Source organism: Nonomuraea sp. NPDC050663 (assembly GCF_044456985.1).
Taxonomy (GTDB): domain Bacteria; phylum Actinomycetota; class Actinomycetes; order Streptosporangiales; family Streptosporangiaceae; genus Nonomuraea.
This window is the reverse complement of record NZ_JBITGL010000017.1, coordinates 18,506-36,071: the sequence shown is the minus strand read 5'-3', so window position 1 is coordinate 36,071 and position 17,566 is coordinate 18,506. Positions and strand designations below refer to the sequence as shown.

Genomic DNA, 17,566 nt, shown 5'->3' with positions numbered 1-17,566 from the left:
GGGGGTTGGTATCTCCTGGCCCCTTGCACAAGCATTGGAGATATGCTTCCCAATGGGAAGTAGGCACTCGAGAGTGCGTAACTAACTCTGAGGGTGAGGGGCGAGATCAGTGGCGACGACGAAGGCCGCCGAGAAGGCGCAGGCCAAGGCGGAGTACAACGCGTTCCTGGCGGTGTGCCCCAGCCGTCAGCTCCTCGACCGGATCTCCGACAAGTGGGTTGTCCTGATCCTGTGCGCTCTGGGCGGCGAATCAGCAGGCGTTGCCGGGCCGGTGGGCGCGTCACCCGCCCCGAAGGCGATGCGCTTCTCCGAGCTCGCCCGGCTGCTGGCCGGCGTCAGCCAGAAGATGCTGACCCAGACCCTGCGGGCCCTGGAACGCGACGGCCTGCTCACCCGCACCGTGACCCCCACAGTGCCCGTCACCGTCACCTACGAGCTGACCGACCTGGGCCTCTCACTCCACCACCTGACACGCGAGCTCAGATGCTGGGCACAGACCCACATGGACCATGTCCTGGCCAACCGTGACAAGCACGACGCACAAACCTCCTAGCGGAACAGCCCCTGACACCCCCCAGGCGGCCGGCCGAGCAAGCTCTCGAAACGTTGGTTCTTGAAGGCTCGGCACCCGGCCGACGTCGCCGGACGCCGTGATCGACAGCGGTCAGCCCGGCTGCCCCAGTGATCCCCGATGCCGAAGATGGAGCGCCCGATTGGCCCAGTCCGGCATGGTGGTCAGTCATGACCGTCATGTGCAGCGCCACCTCAATACGGCAACCGTTGCCGAAGGTCGCGGAGACGTGCCTGGACCTCCCCTGAGGCGCTCACCAGGCTGAAGACGGCGTCGAGCGCTGCGATCGCCGCGACGTACTGGGTGATCAGTTCGGCGGACTCCGCGCTGAGGTGGATGGTGCACGCGTCCGGCCCGTTTGGCTCGATCTCTCCAGGGAGGTGAGCGAATAGCCGGGCCAGCAGTTGGTCGGCACTGAGCGCCACCTCGACACGGGCGGTGTGGCGGTATCTGGCGGTGGCGAAGGACCGGGTGAGGTAGGTGGCCGGGTCGGGTGCGGGCAGCGGACGCGGGAGGAAACGGTCGGGCAAGGGGCGAGGGTGCGTGATCCGGTCAACTCGGAAGGTACGCCAGCCCGCCCGATCGCGATCGTAGGCGATCAGGTACCACCGGCCCGCCACGGTGACCAGATGGTGCGGCTCGACGCGGCGCGTGCTGCCCGCGTCGGAGCGGTCGAGATAGGTGAAGGTCATCACCTGGATGTCGCGGCAGCACGAGGCGAGAACGGCCAGGGACACCGGGTCGACGCGGGGAGCGCCGCGCGCGGGTATGGCTACGGTAGTGCCCCCGACAGCCGACAGCTTGGGGCGCAGCCGGGGCGGCAGGACCCGTTCCAGCTTCGCCAAGGCCCGGATCGAGCTCTCCTCGATCCCTCCGATGCTGCTGCCCGCCGCCGTGACCAGTCCGAACGCGACCGCGATCGCTTCCTCATCGTCCAGCATCAGCGGCGGCAGGTTCCGACCGGACAACAATCGATAGCCGCCTGCGATGCCAGTGATGCTCTCCACGGGATAGTCGAGCGTGCGCAGCCGGTCGATGTCGCGGCGTACGGTGCGACCGCTGACGCCGAGCCGGTCGGCGAGTTCGACGCCCGACCATTCGCGTCGGCTCTGCAGAAGAGACAGCAGGCGCAGCAGCCGCCCCGGCAGATCCTGACGGGATGACCCAGCTTTTTTGCTCACAGATTCAGCATGGCCCTTGTTGTGGACAAGATGTGTCCTCAAGGCCTTCTAGCTTGGGCGGCATGAACACCAGGCAACTCGCCGAACGCACGCGCGGCCCGCTGTACCTGCCCGGCACCGAGGGATACGACGAGCAGCGGCTCGGCTTTCAGCTCCTCGAACCGCACAAACCCTCAGTGATCGTGGCCGTGACCGGAACTCAGGATGTGCAGGCCGCAGTCGAATTCGCCGCCGAGACCCGCTCACCGCTGGCGGTGCAGGCCAGCGGCCACGGCCTCGCCGCTCCGACCGAGGGCGTGCTGATCAACACGCGCCGCATGTCCGGCGTGCGCGTCGACCCGCAGACCCGCGTCGCGTGCATCGAGGCGGGCGCGACCTGGCAGCAGGTGATCGAGGCGGCCGCGCCACACGGCCTGGCACCGCTTTCGGGCAGTTCCCCCGGTGTGGGCGCGGTCTCCTACACACTGGGCGGCGGGGTGGGCCTGCTGGCCCGGCGGTACGGCTTCGCCGCCGACCACGTGCGCCGCATCGACCTGGTCACCCTCGACGGACGACTCCATCAGGTCACCGCGGACTCCGACCCCGACCTGTTTTGGGGACTGCGCGGTGGTGGCGGCAACTTCGGCGTGGTCACCGCAATGGAGATCGACTTGGTCCCGGTCGCCCGCATCTACGGCGGCAGCCTGTCCTTTGAGGTCGAACAGGTACCCGACGTGCTGGAGGCATGGCACCGCTGGACCGCCACCATGCCCGATGAGATGACCTCGGCGGTGTCCACCCTGACCTACCCAGACCTGCCGATGTTGCCCGAACCCCTGCGAGGGCGCCAGGTCGCCCAGATCGCCATCTCCTACGCCGGCCCGCAGGAGGACGGGCGCCGGCTGGCCCAACCGCTGCGTTCGCTCGGGCCCATTCTGCGAGACACGCTCCGCGAACTTCCCTACGCCGACTCCGGCACCGTGTTTGACGAGCCCGACCAACCTCACGCCTACCGGTCGCGAAACGTCCTGGTGAACGACCTCGGCCCGCGGGACCTGGCAGATCTGACGAAGGCCGCCGGCCCTTCAGCTCCGGTCATGACCGTGGTGGGAGTACGGCACCTGGGTGGCGCTCTCGCTCGCGAACCCCGCACCCCCAACGCCATCGGGCACCGGGACGCCACCTATGCGGTGTGGGTCCTGTCACCGGTGCAAGCCGGTGAACAGCAGGTAGTACGTGAGACACACCGCGCCGCTCTCGCGCCGTTTGCCGGTGACGCGCTCGGATGCTCCCTCAACTTCACCTTCGGCCCGCTCAGCGGGGACGAGATCCGCTCTGCGTTCGCACCCGCGGACTACGACCGGCTCGTCAAGTTGAAGACCCAGTACGACCCGCACGGCCTGCTCCACGCCAACCACTCCTTCCCCCTCGCCGGGTAGAACCCCCACAGGCCGATCACTTGGGCCAGCACGTCGTCGTACAGCCAACGATGCGAGCTGAGGAGACCCGAGAAGCTGATTCGCAGTTCAGAGCCCATATGGCGACCATGTGACCGCCGCCACCCTGCGGGTCAAGAGCGCCGGCCTGGCCACGTTCCAGGAGAGCGACACCTCCTGTCGCTACGCCTGCAAGACAAGGTGTCCGGTGCCGAGGCCCTGGTAGGTGTACGTGGTCAAGGCCGACGCAGAAATTGCGGCGTAGGGCATGATCGGATCATGCCCTACGGCGTCAGACCTCGACGTAGAACGGATCGCCGTCGAGCACCCGGTGCTGCTTATAGAACCCGGCGACCAGGCCGCCTTGGCGGTTCTGCTCACGTTTCGGGAACCCAGGACCAGCCGCGCGCCTCTTTCGGGGGTTGTGGCCGCCTTCATGGGTTGTAGCGGAACCAAGACTGGTGGTTGTGCATCCAGTCGGAGGAGCGCCACTCGATCATTATCGAATGTTAGCCATCACCGACTTTCTGGTTTGCTCGCGCAACTCAGCTAGCGAACCCGGGCCCTCTTCTGGCATGGACCTGTAATACTCAAGGATCGCCCGCAGCTGTCGCTGCCGCTTCCACCTAGTACTCACGTTGGGCGCTGCAAGGGCAAGTAGCGCAAGAAACACCGCTGGCATGGCCTCACGAAGGCTTTTTGCCACGCTGAGCTTTTCCACCCTGGTGGAGATCGTCCTCACCCATCCGTTGATGGCGTACCGCGAGGCCACGACAACCCCGCTCGCCCGAAAAGCAACAGCTGTTGCCAATTTGAACAACTTGCCTGGCCGGTCGTTGATCAGACCGGTCAATTCCTCTGCGCGCCCGGCGGCTTCCTTCGGATCGCGAAGCTGAAGATAGGCGGCACGGCGGACTAGCTTCTTGGCGAGCCAGGGCGACACCTCGCAGGTCTCGTTCACGAGCAGCCCGAGCAGCACACCGAGGAAGATCTCCCAGCTGGTCAACGAGCACCCCTGGCCAGCCCCTGAAGCCAAGACGGAGGGGCGAAGCCGAACGCCGTCTTGGGCCGCAGCGCCGCAGGGCGGCGCTGCTCGAGCAGCTCGCGAGCGGCGGGGACGCCTTCGCCGGTCAGGGAGTAGTAGCGGCGCCGGGGGCCGGGGTTGTCGGGTTCGAGCTCTTCCCAGCGTCGTTCGATCCATCCGGCTTCGTGGAGCCGGTCGAGAGCGCGATAGACCGTGGGGCCGTTGCGCCTTGTGGCCTTGATGATGGCCCAGCCGTGCAGCTCTTCGTCCTTCTGGTGCGCTCGGAGGAGCGCTTCGAGGACATCGAGGGTGGGTCCGGTGACCCGTTCGATCCCTGCCATACCTCTAACGTACCTAGGTACATTAAGGAGTGCGCGGCGACTTGCTGACCGCCGTCTCTGTGGGGCATTCGGCCTTCCATACATGCCTGCCGACATGCCGAACCCGTGCCGAAGAGCATGTGACGAGCATGAACTCGGCCGTTCTCACCTCACAGAGGAGCTCGGAAAGCCAAGAAACCCCTGGTCAGATAGGGTGTGGAGTGGTAGGGCGCCCGGGGCTCGAACCCGGAACCTACCGATTAAAGCGGATCCGACCTTCGTCGTGCATGAGGTATTTGAGCAGGGCGGATGGGTATGGATCAAGGGCTGGGATGATCTTGGCCCGTAAATGGCCCGCATCACACCGGGAACAACCCGGTGTGATGCACCCCGTCGGTGCCTGACACGATGTCGCGCATGGCAAACAGGCTGGTAGAGATCCATGTCCCGCTGGTACCGCGAGAAGGAGTTCCGAAGTCCGAATATCAATTTCCATGGATCGATGAGATCGAAGAGTTCCTGGCCGAGCTGGAAGAATCCGACGAGGTCGAGGTGTTCGACGACGGAGAGGAATGGGGAGGCATCTACATCTTCTTCATCACCGGAGCGGACGAAGCTGCCCTGCTGGGAGCTGCATCGAAGGTGGGCAAGCTCGACGGAGTTCCACCTGGCATCTACGCGATGGTTACAGATGATGAGGCGGAGGAGTTTGGTCTCGGGCGTCGGGTGGGTCTTCCGTTGTCGGACTGACCTCGCGGATCCCCACGTAGGGCTGATCCCGTGGAGCGTGTGCCTGTGCCGTGCCAAAACTCGTCCATGGCATCTGGCCTGGCCTTCTATCCTCGGCACTCGTGTGTCTACGCCTGCTGTATCTGCTAATGGTCCGGTTGTTCGGCTGGTTGACGCTACTCGCGCGGGGCGACACTTCCAAGAACGTGGAGATCTTGGTGCTGCGTCATGAAGTCGCCGTCCTACGTCGTCAGGTCTCCCGACCGCGACCGGACTGGGCCGACCGAGCGCTGCTGGCCGCACTGGCGCGACTGCTACCCACGCAGCTTCGCCTCCATAGGATCGTGACACCGGGCACCTTGCTGGCTTGGCACCGTCGACTGGTCAGCCAACGCTGGACGTACCCCAACGCAACCGAACGTCCACCGATCCCGAATGAACTGCGTGAGCTGGTGATCCGGCTGGCCAGAGAGAACCCACGATGGGGGCACCGACGGATCCAGGGTGAACTACTCGGCCTCGGCCATCAGATCGGGGAGGGCACCATCCGCCGCATCCTCACCGCGGCCGGCCTCGGCCCAGCACCACGCCAGACCGCGCCAACCTGGCGACAGTTCCTCACCTCGCAAGCCTCCGGCATCCTGGCCTGCGACTTCCTGCACGTCGACACGGTGTTCCTCAAACGCCTGTACGTCCTGTTCGTCATGGAGATCGAGACACGCCGCGTGCACCTGCTGGGCATCACCTCCAACCCGACCGGCGCCTGGACCACCCAGCAAGCCCGGAACCTGCTGATGGACCTGGACGAGCGCGCCGGCGCGTTCAGGTTTCTCATCCGAGACCGTGACGGCAAGTTCTCCCACTCATTCGATGAGGTGTTCACCGCCAATGGCGTGCGGGTCATCAAGACGCCCATACGGTCGCCACGGGCGAACGCGTTCGCGGAGCGGTTCGTGAGAACGCTACGCCGTGAGTGCCTCGATCACCTGCTCATCCATGGTGAGCGCCACCTGCGTAAGGTCCTGGCCGAGTACGAACACCACTTCAACCATCATCGCCCGCATCAGGGCCGTTCGCTGCGCCCGCCGCTGCACGCTGCCAGCAAGCTGATCGACATGACTTCCCGGATTCACCGTCGAAGGACCGTCGCAGGTCTGATCAACGAGTACCGCAGAGCAGCCTGATCACCCGGTAAATGCCCAGATCAGCAGCAGTGTCCGCGTTTTGCACCGCACAGGCAGTGGCGATGATCCCTCGGCGACCCGGGGGAGCGGTGAAATCATGATCCCCAACCGGATGGTCTGGCATTGGTCTGCCAGGGGCCTGTTGATCTTCGTTGACTCGACCGGTGGATCAAGGAAGGTGCTGGCAGGGCGCCCGGGGCTCGAACCCGGAACCTACGGATTAAAAGTCGACAGCCCTTGTGTCGGGCCCTGTCGTTCTGTGCTGCGATGTGCCGCTTTGGTCACCGGTTTCATCCTCCGAAATGTCCGAGAATGGCAACCAGTGGTGCGCCGTACCACATGCTGAAGAGCATCCAACGAGCAACGACAGGGTGGGCGCCGTCCCTCGACCGTTCTCATTTTGCCGTTCCTTCATCTCCCGCGGGAGCTGGTACCTGGATCCACGGCCGAAGACGGGACGCGAGGCTCGACGACGAACCCAGGCTCGCCCCCACCGTCGTCACACGCAGCCCCACGGGCGCCGCGACGCCGACAGCAAACGTCCATCCAAATCTCCTTCTCGGTCTGAGCTGCGGTCAGGCATCGTCCTTGGTGTTGGGAAGCACATACTCCACGGCCTTCTTCGCTAGGTGAAGAGGGAAGGGAAGGGCCAGGGGCGCGTCGATGTCGGGTGCGTGGCGCAACTGGTGGACGCAGGCGGCCCACTCGCCGGGCTCTTCTCCGCGTTGGCAGGCGAGGACCGCGATCTCCAGCAGATTGGGGTTGAAGGCGTTCTTGTCGGTGTCCCGGACTTCCTTGCCCGTCCGGTCAATCCGCGCACCCTCCTTCCGTGCCTTGATGGACGCCTTCTTCGCGGTGCCGGGTCTATCCGTGGAGCTGTAGAAGACCCGTTCGCCGTGCGTCTCGGTGAGGGGCCAGAGGCCGGCCGGGATCCCGTGGTTGCCGTCCGTGGCGTACCACTGAGGGGTTTCGTCGCGGCTGCTGTCCCTCACCCGCAGGAGACGCAGCCGGTTCCCCCAAAGGACGACGGGCACGGGGGCGCCGTCGTCGACCCAGATGTGATCCCGCATGACCATGCCGTTGTTCAGCCACGGCCAGCCCCCACGGAGATTTTGCGCATGCACCATGAAGAGCGTCGGCCGATCGCGTAGCTGCGCCAGCAGCGGCCGGAGAAAGGCAGCCGTTCTCCTCTGCAAGTTCTTCTGCTCTTTGTCCCACTGGGAGAAGGAGCTCTGGGTGCCGTCCTCGGCAGCTTCGTCGTCCGCCGCGATCTCGCCTGCGGAAGCGTGGGAGTCGACGCCTTTGGCCAGCCACAGCAGGTACTCGGGGTAGGGTGCCCAGCGGCGTTCGTCCTCGATCCAGCCCGACACTCCGCGCACGCCGTCGGCCGGACGCACTCTGATGGCGAGTAGTTGCCGGATGGCCTGGCGGGTAGGGCCGTCCTTCCTGCGTTTCGCCATCCATACCGCGACATACTGCAGGTCCCCTGGGAATGTGTCCACGAAGGTGTGCCGCGGGAAGCGTGAGGCTCCGAGTTGTCGAAACGCGTCGATCCACGCCATCTTCGCGCGGTGGGGACGGTTCTTTATCAGAGCCTTGTCTACGGCGGTTTGGAGGAACTGCGTGATCACTCCGGCGTCGGCGTAGCCCAGCCGGACGGCGAACTTCGAGTCGGAACGCTTGATCTTGAAATCCTTCTCGATCTCTACCAGTGCGACCAGCGGCCTGGGTCCGGTCTCGTCGTTAATGGCGTCCGCGATCTCGCTCCGCCGCTTGGCGATAGCCTCGCCCAACTGTTCGCTGCTGGGTGTCTTGGCGGCGCTGACCTCCAGCGCGGCGCCGATGTCCCCGGTGGGCCGTACTTGCAGGATCACGTCGAGCTCAGGCGTTCGCCAGGTGAGGGTTTTCTCCGCGCCGTCCGGAGCGGGCAGGTCGAGCAATCTGCTTAGGGACGTGACCAGGGCGTCGCGGGTCGCTTCTTCCTGCCAATGGACGCGGGCGACCAGCGGTGCGCCATCGAGTGCCTCCCGGAGCAATCGGCGTCGTTCGACGGCCTCCCTGACCGCCTGCTCCGCCTTCATGTGCTCCAGACTCCGCACGCGATCGGCCTCGGCTACCTTCCTGGGTGCCAGGAGCTTCTTCGGCGCGTTGGACGGCTTGGTGGGCCAAGGAGCGCGACGGCAAGCGGGGGCACGGGTGAACTCGGGGGAGATTGCCTCGTCGATCCACGCCATGAGCGGCACTCTGTCCGCGGACATGAGCCCGGCGCCCACTCCGTGGGTTCCCATGGTCGTATGGTGGGGAATTCCTGCCCTGATGCCCGCGAGTCCCTCCAGGTATTTTCTGGGATTCCTCCCCAGATCCGCCGCGTCCACCGCGGAGCGCACCAGGCTGGCTGCTGGGAGCAGGTCGGGCCTGTCGATGGACCGCCACGTGTGCTCGGCTCTCCAGGAGTCGTAGCGAAGCTGGTGGATCGCGATCCGGGTGCTGTCTCCCGATACTCCAGGCCACTGCGTGTCGGTGATCACGTGCACGGACGCCGACCGGCCTGCTGTGTAGACGGTGCCCTGGGCGTTCACTTCGGTCACCCAGCGCCGGACGCCCGTCCGCACGTGCAGCCGGAACTGCGAGGTGAACGGCACGGTCTGCACCGTGATGGTGATGACGTAGGAGAACAGTGCCCCTGGTGTTTCCGACAGATCGCCACGCGGGGGCCATGAAACGAGTTGCGCTCTCCGGTCGGTGGTCGGGGTCTCGAGAAACGACCAGGAACGTCCGTTCGCTCCCCTGAACTCGCCATGCCGCTGGATGAGGCGGGCCACGTAGTCGGGAAGCAGGTGGTACAAGGGTGGTTCGGGCTGGGCGGTCTCCCCATCGCCCAAGACACGCCCGGCCAGGTCGGCGAACTTGGTCTGCCATGGTAGGGCGGTTCCCATGAGCAGGCCATAGGCGTGCTCACGGAGGTCCTCCTCGCCACGCATGCCGAGGAGCCAGACCCCCAGCAGCCCTCGGACGATCCGGTCGTCCACGGGGTGATGGGCGTAGAGCCACGGGACATCGTCCTCTATGGAGGCCCGCTGGCCCACCGAGATCACATCCGGTGCGGCCAGGGGAAGGAGCGCATTGAGTGACCTAATGGGAAAGGTCTTCACCTTGTCGGTGGGGGTGTCGCCGAGCCCCGACCGATGGGCCTTCTCGAACGCCGCCCGTAGCTCTTTAGGGACATGCAGGACCTGGAAGGGCTTGACCAGTGAGTTCTCTGAGGGCTGGTAGGCGGTCAGGGTGATCGACTCGTACTTCATCGCCATCTCCTCTCGTCGCCATGGAGGGGGACGGCCTTGGGAGACTGCAGGAGAAGCTCTTTCAGGCCGTCGTAGAGCGGCCGGTAGAGGGCGCCCGCGAGATAGATGTTCGCCTCGGTCGCCGGGAGCCGGTGCGGAGGAGCGGGACGGCGCTGCCAATCCGGCGCGTCCCCGAAATATGGGGCCAGGACGTCGCGCATGCTGACCAGCAGACTGGAGCGCGGGCTATCCCCTCGAAGCCCCGCGGCGCGCTTGGGTGCGAAGGCCGCGTCCACGAAATGCACGCGAGCACCCACGCCGCCCCGGGTCAACCGGCCGATCACCTGCCACATCACCACGAGCAGATCCCACGTGAGGTACTCGCGGTCGCTGTCGCTCAGTCGTTTCCACATCAGCTGCCGGTTGGCAAGCCAATGCAGCTCCCTGCGGGCCTGCTTCCGCCATTCCAGGCCGGCGGCGTCCAGCGACATGGCGCTCTGGACGAGCTCGTCGAAGGTACCGCCGGGACGGGTACGGCGGACGGTCAGGTCGTTGAGCGCGTGGATGAGCACGCTGACGTCGCTAGGTGTGGGAAGGGGACGGGCCAGGAAGTAGACCGATCCGAAGAGGGCCTTCTCCTGATCGTTGAGAATGTTGTGTCCTCGTTCGACCGACTGGAGCGGTGCGACGAGGATGGTGTGCTTGGTCGCGCCGAAGGTGGCGAGGTCGCCACGACGGAGCGTGGAAGCGTCTCGGCTCATGTCCTGGTCGTGCCGCGGGACGTCGGCGGCTTCTTCGTCGTCAGAGATGAGGACGCAGATCCTGTCCCTCCACTCTCTAAAGCTCTGGAGAGCTCGGCCCGCTTCTTTGGCGTCTTTGTAGCTGCCGGTGAGTACGAGCAGATGCTGACGGGCGGGCGGCAGGTTTTCGAGTTCTTGCGTGAACCTGGAACGCCCGCCTCGGTCCGCCGGATCCGGATCGGCGAGGCCGCGAAGCATCTTCCACAACACGTCGTTCCGGTCGGACGACGTGCCGGAGAGCTGCAGGGGTCTCATGGGGTCCCGTGGTGAGGCGTCCTGGACTGCGTCATAGACAAAGGACGTGAACATGGCGATCTTTGGGATGGAGGGTTTCTTCGGCTCCTCTACGCGTGCCTTGGCATGCAGCACCGCCTTCACCGGCTCGGCCAGGTGGTAACGGGTGGATGCGCCTGCCCAGCTCGTTCCGGACATCAGCACCACATTGGGTCCATGGCTGCCGTCCACGGCGTGCAGAGTGGGAAGAACGGACAGAAGCTCGCGGCCCACCCCTGTGCACCGGATGAACCTCAGCTCGCCCGTCTTCGCATAGACGTCCCTGGCGTCGGGGATGAACTGGAACGCCAGGATGTTGCCCATGGGCGACTCGGGGATCACCGGAGCGTAGTCGGTCGGGGAGCTGTGGTAGAGCGCGTTGGCGGAGGGATCGAGATTGAGCGCGATCTCCACTCTGGGCCAGAGCGTCGTCAGTAGGTTCAGCCGGTCATGCAGGATCGCGACGAGCAGCGTGAACTCGAACCTGCGGCGTTCCCGACGGAGCTCCTCTTTGACGTTTTCCCTTACCTCGGCGTTCGGATCGTTGCCGGAGAGCTCCTCAGGGTCACGCAAGCCCGCGAGCTGGGCAAGAAGGGCGTTGAGCTCCTCGGCCACCCTCGGGCTGCCCGGCCTGCTGGTGACCAGGCGTCGGGCGAGCTCCGCCAGTTGGAGCGTCTCCCTGGCTGGCGCGTCGTCGGAGAGCTCGGCCTCGTCATTGTCGCCAACCGGATCGTCACGGAAGCCGTCGAGTATCTTCAGGATCGCTTCGCGTCGCTTGTCGCGGGACTCCTGAGCGACGCCAGGGTCCTGGCTCAGGTAGGCCAGCAGCTTCGCGCTCGCCTCCTGCCTCGTCTCATGCTTGGGGTTCACCCACTCGGCTGCTGACGGAACACGGTCGGGCAGCCGGGTCGCGGGCCACTGGCCCACGAGCTCGAGCTGGAGCGACCAGACGGTGAAGAGATCCGACCCCAGCCAGTCGCGAAGTTCGTCGTCACTCACGATCATGGCGTAGATGCGATTGGCCGCGGTCGAGACGGTGTCCAGCGCGGCGGTCCATTGCTGGACCATCTCGTTGGAGAGCTGGATGCGGCCCTCGCGTGCCAACTCGGCGACGTTGTGCCGGTTGATCTCGTCCAGCCAGGAGTCGTCGCCCCGCTTGTACAAGGTCGCGGTCGGGGCGAAGAGGTGATCCAACCTGATCTGGACCTGGTCGGCTTCATCCACGATCAGTAGGTCTGCGGTCCTGCAGGCCAGCTCCAGGTAGCGGATGCGTTCAGGGTTCTGCTGAACGGGCACCGACGAGACCGTGAGAGCCTCAGGAGTGGCGACCCAGATGGTCGCCTCGCGGAGCCCTCGTGCGGCATCGTGCCTCGGACAGTGGCTCCAGATCGGACATCCCCGCCGGGGCTTCCGCTTCTCCTCCGTGAGGTCGGCCGCGGATTCGCCCCCTTGGGGGGGTGGTCCAGCGGGATCAGCGACTGGCATGGAGCCTCCTGGTACGGCAGAGGCCCGTCCGCCTCCGCACCCCGCAGCGCGCTGAGCGGGCAGGCGGTGCTCAGGTAGGCGAACGCGGCATCCTGATGTAGGAGGGGCAGCGGAGAGACCTGCCGGAGCCGCCGGTGCAGCCGTCTGGTGTGCTGGTCACGGGTGGATGCTCCGATGAGGGGGATCGCGTGCAGCCTGTCCCATCCGGTGTACGCCTTGACGCCTTCCTCGATCTTTCGGTCGGCGGCCTCACGCAACTTGTTGAAGCCCTGTGCCACACGGAGTGCCTCGGCGACATCGCCGACGACGAGGACGACGCGCTGTCCCAGTTCGGCCACGGCGTGCGTGGCGAGGATGTCGCGCAGTGTGCTCTTGCCCACTCCTGGAATCCCGATGAGGTTGAGCAGACCGTCGACGACCAGCCGATCGGCTTTGGCAAAGCGCCCGCTCTCCTCGTCCAGCGTGGAGAGCTGCATGCCGAGATACCGTGATTCCCAGTCGGTGAGCGCCTTGGACTGGCCCTGATTCGGCTGGTCGAGCTCCGCCATCTTCTTGGCGGTCTGCCGGAGCGATTCCACGGGTTGGTTGAAGGGCTCCTGGAGGTGCTGGGGCTCCAGAGGGAGACGGGAGTTCACCGGAGGCGGCAGGTCTTCGGGGATGGTGATGTGCTGAGCACCGATGGTGCGCCCATGGAAGAGATGCGGACCCGGATCCGCAATGGTGATTCGGCTCGTGGTGAAGGGCGGGGCAGAGCTCAGAAGGGCGTCGTACATCTCCAGGCGATGCGCCGCGAGCGAGGGTTGTTTCCGAACCGCCGGCCAGGCCAGGCTTTCCGCGAAGTCGTACGCGCGGTCCCGCTCCGGCAGGTGCCGGTACCGCAGCAGGGCGGAACGCCATACCTCTCGCCGGTGCATGGACTCCAGGTGGTACCGGGCTGCGCGCAGGATACGGCGGAGCCTGTCGTCCGGCCCGCCCGCGACAAGGCCTCGGGCGCGAGAGAAGGGATACCCGCCGAACAAGGGCCACCCGTCGATAGGAGCGAGCTGCGGGCTGACCAGCTCGATGACACGGAGCCCAAGCTCAACGGTGTAGTCGAGCCTCTTGCGGAGATCGTCGTATTCAGCGGCTTCCGCAGCAGGGATGGCCGACAACGCGTCACGGAGGTGGTTGCGAAGGTTACGCATACGAGCCTCTCAGTATTCGACGTCCCTGAGCGGGCTTGGGGGTTGGCGACTGGAGCCTTCCGATGTGCGGAGCCGGTGGGGCGCGATGACGAACTCGCGGATCGGCCGTGCGGCGTGGTGGAGATCCTCGGCGACATGGCGTACGGCGCCGACCAATACGTTGCGGTGGCCGCGACACTTCGTGGTCTCGCACTGCCAGCGATCTCCGGAATCGCCTCTGACGGGCACCAGGACCAGGCCGCAATGGGCACAGACGGCTATCTTTTCCGCGGAGCTGAAGTATCGCTCGTGAACGCGGAGGTAGAGGATGTTGATCAGCTCGTCGGTCACCTGGACGCCGCCGATCCGCTCCAGCTTCAGGAAGGCGATGTCCTCGCGGGACAGTACGGGATTGTCTATCAGTCGTTCGAGCAATGCCGGGAAGCCGTCGGGATGACCGGCCTCCTCGTAGAGTGAACGCGCCTCCAGCAGCGCGAGCCGTTCCAGCCTTCTGTCGGGGGCGTCCGGGTGACGGAACTCCAGGGCGAGTCTGAGGCAGAGCTCCGACGGACGGATCGGATCCAGCTCGACGAGCAGTCCGGCCAGATCCTCGTCGTCGGGGAGGCTTAGAAACGGCCACGCGTCGATGGGGCTGCTCCAGCAGAGGGTCATGAGGTCGGCAAGTGTTCGGGGGCAACTCAGCTGTTTGCGGTAGGGCGTCAGGCGGTATCCGCCGGGGTGTCTCAGGACGCCGATGAGGGCGATACGGTCGACCACGTGCTGGGCCAGCGGCGGGTAGGGAACACTGAAAGCCTCCTCTTTCGGCCAGTCCGCCAGCTGTGCCACCGTCGCTGCCACCATACCGACGATGCGCCGGGATTCTGCCTCGTCGTAGGCCTCGCCCCTGGCGTGATCGAAGGCGGTGGGCGAGGACGGGGGGCGAGGATCGTCCGTCATGGAGCGCTCCGATCCTGCGTGTTCCTCGGCGAGACCGGGCACCATCGTTGGTAGGAGCAGCGGCCGCAGACCTTCTCGCTGGGCATCGCGAGGTGTTCCTCGTCCGCGTGCCAGCTCCGGGTGAGGCCGTAGATCATATCTCTGGCCCTTTCCTGAACCGACGTCGAGTTCGGGTCGATCACCCTGATGTCGGGTCCGGTGGGGGTGAGCAGCTCCAGCTCGACGGCGGAGTGCGGGCCCGCAGGAATCGCCCCGGTCTTGAACAAGAGCACAGCGAGTGCGAGCTGCTGGTACCGGGTCAGCAGGTCGGCGCCGTCGGCCACGAAATCGCCTGCCGTGGTCTTCAGCTCGCGGTACACCCACGAACCGTCGCGCCGGTAGAGGAGATCGGCGTCCGCCACGATGAGGACGTCCGCGTGCCGGTCGTCGGCGGCTACTGTCTGCTCGGGGTAGGCGGTGCTGTCGGGCGCCGTGTCCAGGAAGGGGCACACCTCCAGGTGAGCCGCGAGCATCGCCGCTCCATGCCGCGCGTGCTCGCCTTCCAACGTCCACTCGCCCGCCGACCAGGAGTCGGGGTTCTCCGGGAGGTCGTCTGGAGCGCAGGGCCTTCTGGGCTTCCTGCCGTGCAGCCGCTTCAACCACGCGTGGACGGCATCACCCCGGCGTACGAACGCGGTCTTCTCGGACTCCTCGTCGGGCGGGAGGCTTAGCGCGCGGAAATGTGCCTTGGCGGGACAGTCGTTGAAGTATCTTCCGGTCGTCACCGACCAGATCCGTCTCGGGAGGGACGAGTCACGGATGTCCAAGAACCCGGGAGCGCTGTGGAGCCGACGGCACTCCGACCGGATTTTGCAGTTAAGGCAGTCTCGTCCCGCGATCTCCGTGACCGGACGGCGGAGTGCGCTCAGAGTGTCGGCGGCCGCCGAGACGAAGAAGGATTTGGCGGCTTCGGCCGTATCGTCGTAGAGCACTCGCGCTAACCCGTCCACGCATCCGATCTCCACGAGACGGACCCGGCTCGGGAGTACGGTGGCAGGAGACGAAGCGGTGAATGGCAGGAGCGGGAACGGCTTGCCACCGCGGTAGGGGCCGGGTTTCCTGTCTATGACATCCCGGTCGACACAGGATCCCGTCGCCAGCACGTGGGCGGCGGTGGCCAGCTCTGCGTCGGCTCGTCGCTTGGCGCCCGCTCTGCCCATGACCGGGATGCGGAGCTCACGGACGGTGTCGTCTTCGTGGCGATAGATGTAGCCGCGTCCCCACGCGCAGAGCTCATGGGGACGGGAGTTGACGACGGCGTCCCTGGATGGATAGGGCCGCACCCAGGGCCCGGCTGGCCGGAGGCCGGTCGCGGTTTGGAGGTGACAGTCCTCCTCGAGCGCGCGAAGGTAGTTGCGCACTGCGTCATGCGTCCACGCCAGCAGTCCCTCGTGCAGCGGGGCGATCAGCTCGCCGGCGATGTCACGCGCCGAGTCGCCGCGGAGGGGAAGGTGAGAGAAGGCTTCGTCCAGCGGCACCTGGCGGTTTTCGACGAGTTCGAGGACGGCACTGAAGGGTGAGAAAGCCACGTCGGCGAAACGTGAGAACTTTTTTCTTTCCGGCCGTTTCACCGAGTAGTCGGTTTTGGCGGCTAGGTAGGCCGGACAACTCTTCTGAGAAGTTGTGGCAGAGCTACTGTAGATACGGATGACGGCATTGCCGTCCTCGTGGTTCGGTGGGCTCATTTGACCTCCGGGGGCGTCAGGTTAGCATGAGCTTCCGCTGTGCATAAGAGCCGATTAATTTGCTAGCCCAAAAGGCTTTTCTGGCTGCGTGGGGCAGCCGTACAGGAGGTGTGGTGGACGTCGGGGACAGAATCCACGACCGCTTCGAACTCAAACACAGGCTGGGGCGCGGAGGGATGGGCGACGTCTGGCTTGCGTGGGATGGAGACTTCGAGCGGAAGGTCGCGATCAAGTTCATGGTCGAGAGGTCCGCCATCGTCGAGACCGGTGCGTTCTCGACGGACGACTACCACGACCTGCGCCGACGGTTCGAACTGGAGGCCCTGGCGACGGCGGCTCTCGATCACCCGGCGATCCCGGCCGTTCACCACCGGGGCGCCTGGCACGGCTCTTCCGGATGGGAGGTTCCCTACCTCGTTATGCAGTACATCGAGGGCAAGACCGTCGAGGACCTGCAGGATGAGAGGGGCGGCTTTCTCGAGCCGGAGGAGGCGGCGTGCCTGGCGGTGCAGTTGTGTTCGGCGCTCGCAGTGGCGCACGAGGGGAACGTCGTCCACCGGGATCTCAAGCCGGCTAACCTCATGGTCAGTCCTTCGGGAATGATCAAGGTTATCGACTTCGGCGTGGCGTTCATCGTCGACTCCGAAAAGTCGAGGATTACCAGGAGCAGGTACTTCAGCCCGGGAACGAGTGGATACGTGGCGCCGGAGGTTCTGAAGGGAGCCAGCCCGGGAGGTGCGGCGGCCGATCTCTACGCGCTGGGAATCGTCGTATACGAGCTGCTGGGGGGACCTGTATTCCTCGCGGCCACAGCCGCGGACCTCGACGCCGCGCATCTGTACAAGGACCCGCAGCCTTTGTGTGAGCGAAGGCCAGCGGTTCCGCGGGACCTGGGTGAGGTCGTCGACCGGTTGCTGATCAAGGATCCGGCGGAGCGCCTCGTCGGTGCCCGTGAGGTATCAGCCCTGATGAGGAGGCATGTCCCCGCGGTAGGTTCTCCGGGTATCGGCCATCCTGCGGAGTTCGATGTCACGCTGCCGTTCAGGACGCCGTTCGCTCCCCTCGCGCGACCGGACGACAGTTTCCGCCCGGCGACGGTCGCGGTGGCGGGGGTCGCCATGTCGGCGGGAGACGCGCAGATGGGACATGCGCGCGAGCTCTGGGACTCGGGCGACCGTGACGCGGCACTCCGTCTTGTCAAGTACGTGATGGAGGAGGCCAGGCGGGAGCAGGGCGACGTGGGGAAAGGGGCTGTGCGGGCCTGGCGGCTCTACGCGGAGTGGCTCCACGCCGTGGGGCGCGTGGGCGAGGCGGTCGGCGAGCTCAGGGACATGCTCCGGATCTTCGACATCAAACTGGGCAGACGGGACAGGCGGGCAGTGGAAGTGCGTGAACTGCTCAGGAGATACGAGTCGGGGAAAGAATGACAGGCGAGGAAGTTGGCCCGCCCGTCTCGTAC

The 17,566-nt window shown here is 65.7% G+C and carries 13 protein-coding genes; 5 read left to right on the top strand and 8 right to left on the bottom strand.

The genetic code is table 11. The features are described from left to right. The first annotated feature begins 109 nt into the window (after positions 1–109). A complete protein-coding gene (locus tag ACIBH1_RS37930) occupies positions 110–553 on the top strand; it encodes a winged helix-turn-helix transcriptional regulator (protein ID WP_397318877.1) in 444 nt (147 codons plus the stop codon). 212 nt (positions 554–765) lie between these two features. On the opposite strand, the gene ACIBH1_RS37925 is transcribed toward ACIBH1_RS37930, so the two are convergent. Further along, entirely contained in the window at positions 766–1,752 is a 987-nt protein-coding gene (locus ACIBH1_RS37925; RefSeq protein WP_397318876.1) for a helix-turn-helix transcriptional regulator, read from the bottom strand. Between the two features lie 62 nt (positions 1,753–1,814). Here ACIBH1_RS37925 and ACIBH1_RS37920 point away from each other — a divergent pair, with 62 nt between their 5' ends. Beyond that, entirely contained in the window at positions 1,815–3,170 is a 1,356-nt protein-coding gene (locus tag ACIBH1_RS37920) for an FAD-binding oxidoreductase (protein ID WP_397319055.1), read from the top strand. Between the two features lie 496 nt (positions 3,171–3,666). Here ACIBH1_RS37920 and ACIBH1_RS37915 read toward each other — a convergent pair whose 3' ends face one another. Together ACIBH1_RS37915 and ACIBH1_RS37910 are read right to left on the bottom strand one after the other, a co-directional pair. Then, positions 3,667–4,173, bottom strand: a complete 507-nt coding sequence (locus ACIBH1_RS37915) for a hypothetical protein (RefSeq protein WP_397318875.1) — start codon at positions 4,171–4,173, stop codon at positions 3,667–3,669. After that, entirely contained in the window at positions 4,170–4,532 is a 363-nt protein-coding gene (locus ACIBH1_RS37910) for a PadR family transcriptional regulator (protein WP_397318874.1), read from the bottom strand. Before ACIBH1_RS37910 ends, ACIBH1_RS37915 begins: the two co-directional genes overlap by 4 nt. A 396-nt stretch (positions 4,533–4,928) precedes the next feature. Here ACIBH1_RS37910 and ACIBH1_RS37905 point away from each other — a divergent pair, with 396 nt between their 5' ends. After that, positions 4,929–5,261 carry a hypothetical protein gene (locus tag ACIBH1_RS37905; protein WP_397318873.1) on the top strand — a complete coding sequence of 111 codons (333 nt, stop codon included), beginning with the start codon at positions 4,929–4,931 and terminating at the stop codon, positions 5,259–5,261. A gap of 101 nt (positions 5,262–5,362) precedes the next feature. Continuing rightward, the gene (locus ACIBH1_RS37900) at positions 5,363–6,424 is read left to right on the top strand and encodes an integrase core domain-containing protein (protein ID WP_397318872.1); all 1,062 of its coding nucleotides are present in this window, start codon (positions 5,363–5,365) and stop codon (positions 6,422–6,424) included. A gap of 575 nt (positions 6,425–6,999) precedes the next feature. On the opposite strand, the gene ACIBH1_RS37895 is transcribed toward ACIBH1_RS37900, so the two are convergent. From ACIBH1_RS37895 to ACIBH1_RS37875, 5 genes are read right to left on the bottom strand one after another with little or no spacing between them, the layout of a single operon-like run. Next, a complete protein-coding gene (locus ACIBH1_RS37895) occupies positions 7,000–9,726 on the bottom strand; it encodes a pPIWI_RE module domain-containing protein (RefSeq protein ID WP_397318871.1) in 2,727 nt (908 codons plus the stop codon). Next, positions 9,723–12,074, bottom strand: a complete 2,352-nt coding sequence (locus ACIBH1_RS37890; RefSeq protein WP_397318870.1) for a hypothetical protein — start codon at positions 12,072–12,074, stop codon at positions 9,723–9,725. Before ACIBH1_RS37890 ends, ACIBH1_RS37895 begins: the two co-directional genes overlap by 4 nt. After that, entirely contained in the window at positions 12,005–13,447 is a 1,443-nt protein-coding gene (locus tag ACIBH1_RS37885) for a hypothetical protein (RefSeq protein WP_397318869.1), read from the bottom strand. Before ACIBH1_RS37885 ends, ACIBH1_RS37890 begins: the two co-directional genes overlap by 70 nt. A 9-nt stretch (positions 13,448–13,456) precedes the next feature. Further along, on the bottom strand, positions 13,457–14,383 hold the full coding sequence (locus ACIBH1_RS37880) for a hypothetical protein (RefSeq protein WP_397318868.1): 927 nt from the start codon (positions 14,381–14,383) through the stop codon (positions 13,457–13,459). Continuing rightward, positions 14,380–16,107: a PD-(D/E)XK nuclease family protein gene (locus ACIBH1_RS37875; protein WP_397318867.1), complete on the bottom strand. Its 1,728-nt coding sequence runs from the start codon at positions 16,105–16,107 to the stop codon at positions 14,380–14,382. Before ACIBH1_RS37875 ends, ACIBH1_RS37880 begins: the two co-directional genes overlap by 4 nt. A 113-nt stretch (positions 16,108–16,220) precedes the next feature. On the opposite strand from ACIBH1_RS37875, the gene ACIBH1_RS37870 reads away from it, so the two are divergent. Next, the gene (locus tag ACIBH1_RS37870) at positions 16,221–17,534 is read left to right on the top strand and encodes a serine/threonine-protein kinase (RefSeq protein WP_397318866.1); all 1,314 of its coding nucleotides are present in this window, start codon (positions 16,221–16,223) and stop codon (positions 17,532–17,534) included. Positions 17,535–17,566: the final 32 nt, after the last annotated feature.